Here is a 9,459-nt window from a genome sequence, read left to right on the forward strand (position 1 = left end):
GGATGGCCGACAACTCCATTTTCTAGTTTAAAACTTTGTCCCTATTTATAAATTAAAATAAAAACAGATCTTATTTTTATTTTATTTGCTTTCAGTAATTCTGTTTTTTAACCTATTTCTTTCTTTGACAAGAAGGTTTTTCTCTTCCCCATTGATATTTTACCTCCCTCATCATTTTTCTCTTCCAACACATAAGAGTAACTAAACCACCAAAAGAAAAACAACCACAAGATTAAAATAATAACCGAGGAATAATCATGGATGACCGTCGCCGGAACCCCTCTTACATAAACGATCAAAATCGCTACTAAACTGATTCTTAAAATATTAACAAGGATTGTTCCTAAAATTCCTATCATGGCACATTCGATTTTTGAAACCTTCGTATAGGCTCCCTGTAAACCAGTTGCTAGGGTTAGCAATAAAACTAACATTGATTGCCAACCTAAACAATTCCAGGAAATGATGATTTTTTCCCAGACGCCGTTTTTTAAAATACTGATACTGGTCGCCGAAGCGCTTGCCTGCTGTCCCATCGCCCCAAGAAAAACGACAATCATCCGTGTTTCCAGGGGTAAAATAAAACTTTCAATCAGCCGATACCAACCCATCTTTAAGAAAATCGAGGTTAAAAGTTCGTTAAAAGTTGTTAGGAAAGGTAAAAGCAATAAGAAAATCGCCAAGAGACTAAAAATCGTTAGAAATGTTGCCTTAGGATTCCCCTTCACCTAATTACCTCCGATTTGTTGATTTAACCATTGATTGGTCTTATCAATTTGGTATGCCAAACGGTATTCCTCAAGCGCCCTTAACGTCTCACCCCTGGTAAAATACATCTTCCCCAGGGTTACATGTTGACGGAAAAGAAAATATTTATTATCCGTCTTTGGTCTTAAGTCTTTCATGGCTTCGATATTTTTGCTCGTGGTCGCCTGATAAAGACTTTTTGGGGCGGAAAACTCTAAAAAAGGGTGGTTGTCGGTATTTTCTTTGGCTCCCTGAATAAACTTAACTATGCCTTCTTGACCCAACGCTAAATAGCTTAAAAACTGTTCGGCACTTTCAATGAAAATCCGCCCAAATTCATTTTTGATAAGTTTCTGCTCTAATTTCTGGCTGATTAAATCAGCATCTAAATTTATCGGTTCCTGACTGCCCAAGAGCAGCAAATCGTAAGAAGAAAGATTGTCCCAAACAGTAGTATAGGGAAAAACCGATTGAAAAGTCTTAATCTCCGTTTTTAAATCGTCTGTTTTAAGACTGTAAAGTTGAATCCAGTGGGCAAAAATGCCACCCTTATTAAGACGTTTTTTCGCCAACTCAAAATACTCTTTGGTGAAAAGTTTAGAATTTCCCGACAGCCAAATATTCGAAGGTTCGGAAGTAATCACATCGTATTTTTCCGTTCCTTTCAAAAGATAATTTCTACCGTCCCCTGTCACCACTTTTAGTCTTTGGTCTTCTATGGCCCGATGGTTTACCTCACTGAAATATTTATTGGCTTCAATAATGGCTGGTTCAATTTCCACCGCCTCGATATTTTTGGCCGGAAATTGTTCAACAGAACCTAGGGTTATCCCTGATCCTAACCCAACCACCAAGACATCTTCTGGATTAGGATGTAAGATCATCGGTAATGCTCCTGAGAGAACCTGTGTGTCAATATCCAAACCGGTTGAAGCATCGGTTTTCCCGTCAATGCGCAAAAAAACCTGCGCCCCGAGTTTTTTAACGGCCACTGTTACCTCAATCCCTTCCCGATAATAAAGAAAGTCGGAGCCCTGCATTCTTTTTTCGGCTTGCTCTTGGCTGTCTTGGATGAAAAAACGCCAATTGGCATATGGCCCGGAAACTAAAAAATGTTTGTTCCATAATGGCCATAAATAACCAATCAAAAGAATGACTAAGATAACAAAAGAGATCAAAATTCTCGGAAAACTTCGCTTGTCTTTGACAATAAGCCAAACTGCCAAAAAAAGATAAATCGCTGCCATCAGCCAAATTCCCTTCTGGACGCCGATTCGAGGAATCAGGAAAAAACCGGCTAATAAGGAACCAAAGACGCCTCCTAGGGTATTAGCCGCGTAAAGACTGCCGACTGACCAACCGACTAATTTTTCTTCTTCCTGATAGAATTTAATACCCAAGGGCAAAAGCAAACCCATAACCAAAGTCGCCAGAAACATAAGAAAAAAGGAAAGGATAAATTGCCAAAAAAGAATCGACCCAAAAGAAGTGTAGCTGGTTTTGATTATTTCCAAAAGGAAAAAGGGTATCTTTTCAAAAAGAGGGATGCTAAAGATTATCCATGTGCCTAAAATCGCTAAAAAAACGGCCAGCCAAATTTGGCTAAATTTCTTTCCCCATTGGCGAAAAATAAGACTCCCGATGGCAATCCCTAATAAGAAACTGACTAAAACCGTCGCAAAAGCATATATCGAAGCACCGAAAAATAAAATTAAAGTTCTCGTCCAAAAAACCTCCATGGCCAAACCTGCCAAACCAGTCAGGAAAAAAACTCCCAAAAGAAAATAATTTGTGTGAAGACTATCAGGGACTATGTTCGGCCGCTTGCCAGCGATTTTTCTGTCTTCACTTGATACTTGATACTTACTACATAATACTAATATCGTGATACCGATAATTAAATTTATACCCGCGGCCAGCCAGATGGTTTCACGAACGCCCAAAAAAGCAATCAGAAAAAACCCGGCTAAAAAAGCCCCCATGACGGCGCCCAAAGTATTGATAAAATATAAAAAACTTACCCCCTCCCCTATTTCCTGATCTTTAAGAAGAAATTTCGCGATCACCGGCAAAGTTCCACCCATCAGGATTGTTGGTAAAATCAAAGCCAAAAAACTTAAAAGAAATGTCAAAAATTGAAAACCATAAAAAGATGAACCGATATTTTGGCCAACAAGAACCTGCAATCTTTCGACGAATTTAAAAATTAAAGGAGTTAAAAAAGCATATAAACCTATTCCTAATTCTAGAAATGCGTAAAGTTTTAGGGAATTCTCTTTTTGATCGATAATTCGGCCAAAAAAAAAGCTGCCCAAGGCTAAACCGCAAAAAAAGATAGCCAAAACAGAAGCGGTTGCGTAAGCAGTTGTCCCGAAAACCAAAGCCAGCTGCCTTTGCCAAACAACCTGATAGGTTAGGGCGCAAAAACCGGAAAGGAAAAAGAAGAGAACCAAAAGTCTTCGTAAGTTAATCATCGTAATTATAAACTTATAACAACTTGCCATTTATTTTAATGACTGCCAAATGAATTTGCAATCGCCTTTTTTGCCACCACTCGATCACCTTAGGCAAGAAGATCGCCATCGGTATAAAAAGCAGGGCTTTTTCCGGCGCTGCCGGAGCAGTAACTTCGTAAGTTATAAAAGCAGTAAGTCCGCCAAGTTTATCCACATTAACCGGGAGATCAATATTCATGTAATATGCCCTTATATTTCCACTAAGACCTGTTCCTGACGAAGCTGCTAGATTTGATGCATCCTGAAAAGTGGAAACGCTAAGGTTCTCTCCCGTTGTCTGATTTAGAGGACCATACCCAACAGTATCGGCCACTTGTACAAAAGCATACGTCGCACTCGTATAGAAAATTTCGAAATTTCCTTCAGCTCCTGATGAACGCTTTGTCGTCGAAGATTCGGGAATATAAGTATTAAATGTAAAACTTGGATCAGAAGTGCTTTTTGCCGTTTCTTGCCCAACAAACCAATTCACCGTTTTTATACCCGTATATGTACCGCTTGTAGGAATTACGAAGTTATAAGAAACAATTAGTTCCGCTCCTACCGCATAAGTCTCATTAATTTTATCTCCTAAAGCTTCAACCGTCACCGTGTCCCCGGTTTGCCAATTAGTACTAAAGTTACTGGAAATATCAATAAAAATCACATTTCTCCCTGCTTGTTGGGTGACTACTGTTGCGTAATAAGTACTCGCCGAAGGATATTCGACTGCTGTGCCACCGGTTATTGTTACTCGGTAACGCGTGTTAGCCGCAGCTGTGTTTGTCCCCACAATTTTTAAATAAGCATTGTAATTGGAGAGTGAGCTTTCGGGTAAATAAACCGCTGGTGCGCCGATTTGAGTATAAGTTATAGGTAAAGCTCCGCTTAGCTGACCAACATGATATTTAGCCGTATTGCGATGAGTTGTACTTGTTTGGTTGTAATAACTATAAGTATAGGTAATAAGCAGTTCTCCCCCCTTAAGGTTCATTACCTGCGCGTTATTATAAGAAATGATGGTGTTAGAGGCTTTGTAGTTTAATTGACCAAGAGCAGCTCCATCGGCCACAACTCCTACCGGTTCGTACATGGCGACAAAATCCATTGTTGTTTTGTTGGCTCCGTCTATAAAAGTAAAAACTGCCGAAGCGCCTCCAACCGGCAATATTTTTGGATTTGTAATTGGCTGATTGTTATTTATTTCTCCTCTAATTTGAGCGTCTGTTGTACCAGCGGAAACTTGACCAACATACTCCACCCAGGCCTTTTGGATAGTGATATTGGCCTCTTGCAGATTGGGATTAAGTGTACTTGTCAAAGTATCAGTCGAACCCGAACTAGATTGACTATTCTTGGTTTGTAAGGCGTATCTGACGGTTTTTACTTGCGTTGTTACCGTATCATCATATTCGTAAGTCACGATTAATTTAGCAGAATCAGTATTGTGAGTTTGGTTAACATAGGCGTTAAAATTATAAGTATTATTTCCTTGAGCGACCTCGCTGGTTACATCCATACGAATAATAAAAGGTTGACTTTCACCAGAGTTTGTATTTATAGTGGTAAGTGATTGAGTTATGAAACTGTTAGTTCCCCGACGGAACTTCATCTCACCGGCCGTTACATTATTAGCCGAAAGAATAAACCGCCATTCAACATAAGCATGACAGGGATTCGTCCCGGTAGTTCCGGTTAAGCAATCAACCATTGTTTCTGGAATATCTAAAGAAAATTGCGGCCCATTGGAAGAACTATAAGTTCCGGCATCAATCCCTTGAGTAGCCGTAATATCCGTTGCGCTGGCATATTGATAAATTGGCATTTCAATGGTCTTAATTTGGGTCCCCGGGGAAGCAAGGGCAAGAGGAACTTTGAAAGATAGCCAAGAAAGGTTCATGGATAAAATCAAAAGTACAGCTAGGGTAGTTTTTGCCAGCCACCTGATTTTCCTGCGCCTGATGGTAAAATGACCAAACCGGTTATTGGCTGTTTTTAAGGCCAAATAGGGATTGGAGCTGGAAATTAGATATGGTAATTGGGAATTAGTTTTTAATTCTTGAGTGCTTAATGCTTCATGCTCCATGCTTAATGAAGGTTTAAATCCCGGCAATATCCCTGAAATCCATCGGTAGAATCTCCCTCGTTGTAGGACATCGGTAATCATGCCTGTCTTGGGGGTTCTAAACCAAGGCCCTTCTTCTTTTTCGATAAAGCCCTTAACCGAGGCGTAGGCCTGAAAAGGAACGAGAAGATAAGAAAGTACCACAAATGAGAGTATCCCTAAATAGTCTTTCTCCTCACTCTCCTCCAGGAAAAGACCCACGGTATTGACTAGGGGTAAGGAGAACATGTTGGTTAAAACCAGAGACCAACCCCAAAGAGCCGTCCAGAAAGGGAGCCTGGCTTTAAAGATGGCTTCAGAGACAAACCAGCAAAAGGTCCCCAAAAGAAAAAAGGTGGCCTGGAGATAATAGGGAGACATAAAGAGAAACTCAAGTTTCTCCATGTAGGTAAGGTTGGAAGAACCTAAGAGTTTACCAAACATTTTCCTAACGTTAAAGGAATGACCCTCGGCCCAACGCATCCGCTGGCGGACTAACCTCTTGATCGTCGAGACACATTCGGCCGGACCTTGAATGTAAGGAGTGTAGATGACCTTGTAACCCTGTTCGTAAAGACGCAGGGTTAGTTGGAAGTCTTCGGTAATTGAGGTTAACCAGCCGAGCTTTTTTAAGACATCCATCCTGATCATATAGACAGAGCCGGCGATCTGCTTTAAACCCCCGTAGACCTCGGCCCCTGACCTCTCAACGACATAAGATCCCGCGTACTCGCTTCTTACCCCCCTCGTAATCCAGTTCTCTGATTTGTTAAGAACGTGCCACTGGTAACCCTGGATGGCCGCAACGGGTGAGTTTTGGTTCCTCCCTTGGTGACTAAATTCCTGATTCCTAATATCAAAGTTAAGTGTTCCGCAGACCGCTTGGAAGTACTTTAAGAATTGGGTGATGGTGTCAGGATAAGGCACAAAGTCGGAGTCAAAAACCAAGACAAACTCGGTTCTTGGGTCGGTAATCTTCATCGCCTCTTTAAGGGCCCCTCCCTTGTAGCCTTCCCTTGATTCCCGGTGAATAAGTTTGACTTTGGGATGATTCTTCCAGTCCGCAAGAATACTGGTGGTTTCATCATTGGAATCATCAATAACGATAACCTCGTAGTTTTGGTAATCCATACTGGTGCAGGCCGAGAGAAGTCTGTTAACGACCTTCTTCTCGTTATACATGGGTAAATGAATGGAAACAAAGGGAGATCTTTGGAGAATCACTCCTTCTAGGTTGGGTTGTAATCCACCAACATATCCTTTCCGCAGACCAGAAGCACTATCTAAACCAACAAACCTAAAAAGAAATCTCATCAACCACGACCGCTTCCTCGTTCCTGATTCCTGATTCTCTCCTTCTTGTCCGATATGACGAGAGAACCCTAAGACTATCGCCAAGGTTAAATAGTATTTAAGCGAGTAAAGGAAGAAAACCGAACCGGAAAATAAAGCGATTGAAGCAAAGATTAAGCCCAACTTATTCTCTTGAGGAACCTGACTATAGATCCTCAACCAAGCTAAAAGAAGATAACTTATAGGGGCGGAAAAACCGAAGCCAAAGAAGAAGGACTTAAATATATTTTTAAAATTTGGCGGTGGTGCTGGTGCCAAAGAAGGCATAAAGGCTTCAAAAACCGTTCTGATTCTATTAATATTGGCGGTCGCAAGTTGAACAAGGGAGTTTGAGGTATGGGTTTTAGCGTAAGCAAGGCGCTGACAATAATAAGACAGGTTAAATCTTCTCAAGATGTTTTGCACGCCATGATTGCCCAAAATTGGCTTACCATTTATTTGAGGTAAACAAGCAACGATTTTATGCGTTGAAAGCTCTGGATATTTAATGACTAGTGTCAAAATTGTCTTTTCAACTAGCCGGGGAGTTTGATGATAATATTTTTCTCTTTTGGGAATTTTATCCCAGAGAGCTCCCGTTTTTTCTCCAAGCGGAGCCTGCTCATAACGATTTTTCCAACGATAAAAGATCGTACGGGAGATACCGTATTCTTGACAAATTTCGGCCACGGGTTTACCAGTAAGTTTTTTTTCGATCGTCGCTAGCCGCTCTTTTGGAGAAAGCAGTTTTCTGGGGATTTTCGCATTGTGAAAAAGCGGTTTAAGTGAACTAATTTTAAGGTTATTTTCTTTATATCTTTTTAACCATCGGTAAAAAAGAACGCGGGAGATTCCGGCTTCCCGAGCAAGCCTAGTAGCTTCTTCATTTTTATTTAAGAAGCGCTTAATAAGACTTAATCTTTGTTTTACAGTCAGTTTAGCTCTCATCTTTTCGTGTTAACACCATTATTAATAATTAGCCTCATATTTATGTTAACATTAAGTGGGTACTGTTTGTCAAGCCCTATGGGTTATGAAGTAACAAGCAAAACCAAGATATCCAAGGCTAACTTCTTCCCCAAATAATCCACATTTTTACCCACAGATAGCCTTAATTTTTGTCCTTTTATTTTATAGGCTATTATTAATATCTAACTATAGGACTTAATTGTGGAAACTATAAGCTATTCTGATTCTCAAACTATAGGAGATTAACCTGCAAGGCTCTTCGGCTACTAAAAACTTGGGATTTTCTTTTTGGAAACCTTCTTAAGATGAGAATTAATAAGACCAGATTAAATCATTTGCTTTTTATTCGGCGCTTCAAGAATACCCCGCCTCTGGTGGGGATGAATTGAAGCAAAGAAAATATTCTCCCTTAAGGGAGAATATTATAGGATATATCTTTCCGTTAAATATAATTCAGAACGCTCCGATAATAAGAATTATTTTTTGCGCTTTCAAAAAAATATTTATACCCAGAGATGAAAATGATGAAGTTTATATTTAATTAAAAAAGATTATTTAATAATTTCGCTAATAAGGCTAGTTAGAACTTCGTTACCTAACAATTTTTTGTATTAAAAGTAATTAAATGCTTGGTCTTTTCTTTATTAATGAACAAAAAAGTTCATCAATAATTATTGGCGATAAAAATAATAACAAAAATATGTCTTTCTTGTTTAACTTAAAAAACTATTAAGCAGGAAATTTTTATTTTACGAAGGATAGAGCAACTTTAAAAGAGGCAGATTAAAAATATTACTCTAGGACTCTATAAATCCGATCACCGGCAACGTCATAAATTTTTTCTAAAGAGGAAATTTTGTCAAAAATTTCCGGATGGACAAAATCATGATAATACTCCCGCGAGTTTTCGGTATGAACGACTAAATAGTTGATCTTTAATTTTCGCAGCCATTGTGAGATCTTTGATGGGTTCTGACCCTGGCGAATCTTCCAGGCCGCTTTTCGCCAGTTTTGGTCTACGACCACCTGATCCTGTCCCCCTCTTACCTGGTTAATATCAAAAAACGCATTTAGCCAAAAAACCGTTGTCCCCGAAAGAAAGGCTCTTTCGTTTGGCCCAACGATCCTGGTCAGTTCCTCCCCTATTTGGTATTCCACGGTTTTTTTAATATCTTTCTGCATGGTCTTTAAAACAAAAGTGTTAAAAATAAAAAGGAAAATGAAAAAATAAATAGCCAAAAAAGCGACGGAAAAGGTATTTTTGAAGAAACGCCGAAGCAGAAGACTAAGACCAAGACTTATTCCCAACTGTAACTCCATTGTGTAGGCTGTCCAGTCCAACCAAAAATCAATATCAGACAAGAATCTAGTCAAAGTTAAAAAACCAAAAACGAAAAGCCAGTAAAAAAGAAAGTCCCGGGGTAAGTTTTTTTCTTTGAAAACCTTCACCGAAAAAATGGCCAAAATAAAGGCCAGAGTTGTCGGAAGGATCTGCAAAATCCAAAAGATAAGACCACTCAAACCTTTGCCAGCCCAAGAAGGCGTACCCAAAATAGCCAACCAGTAAATCGGTGTATACCACAGAGTGGCGATCATGATTGAAAGGAAAAGCAGAAGAGAGGTTTTTTTAATTTTTTCCTTGATTCCCTGCCAGCCGGTTTTGGCCAAGAAAAGACAAACCATGCCGAAAATTAAAGAGGGTAAAATAAGAGTATCTATAAGTAAGACAAAAGATATCAAAATAATCAAAAAAACTCGAATTCTTTTCGTTTCTCTTTGCAAGAATTTTAAGTATAAAAGAAATATCCAAGG

General features: G+C 39.4%; 4 protein-coding genes. All 4 read right to left on the reverse strand.

The features are described from left to right. Positions 1-107: 107 nt before the first annotated feature. A complete protein-coding gene (locus M1575_03115; protein MCL5095693.1) occupies positions 108-728 on the reverse strand; it encodes an exosortase/archaeosortase family protein in 621 nt (206 codons plus the stop codon). Further along, entirely contained in the window at positions 729-3,221 is a 2,493-nt protein-coding gene (locus tag M1575_03120) for a fused MFS/spermidine synthase (protein MCL5095694.1), read from the reverse strand. It lies immediately after the preceding gene. A 13-nt stretch (positions 3,222-3,234) separates the two neighbouring features. Continuing rightward, positions 3,235-7,626: a glycosyltransferase gene (locus tag M1575_03125; GenBank protein ID MCL5095695.1), complete on the reverse strand. Its 4,392-nt coding sequence runs from the start codon at positions 7,624-7,626 to the stop codon at positions 3,235-3,237. Positions 7,627-8,439: 813 nt separating this feature from the next. Then, positions 8,440-9,459 (reverse strand): energy-coupling factor transporter transmembrane protein EcfT (locus tag M1575_03130; GenBank protein ID MCL5095696.1); only part of this gene is annotated, 1,020 nt, incomplete at its 5' end.

The organism is Patescibacteria group bacterium (genome assembly GCA_023473585.1).
In the GTDB taxonomy this organism is placed as follows: Bacteria; Patescibacteriota; Microgenomatia; order JAMCYU01; family JAMCYU01; genus JAMCYU01.

Excerpts from the sequence above, each read along its gene's own strand:
- M1575_03125 (MCL5095695.1), bottom strand. The coding sequence starts at position 7,626 with ATGAGAGCTAAACTGACTGTAAAACAAAGATTAAGTCTTATTAAGCGC.
- M1575_03120 (MCL5095694.1), bottom strand. The coding sequence starts at position 3,221 with ATGATTAACTTACGAAGACTTTTGGTTCTCTTCTTTTTCCTTTCCGGT.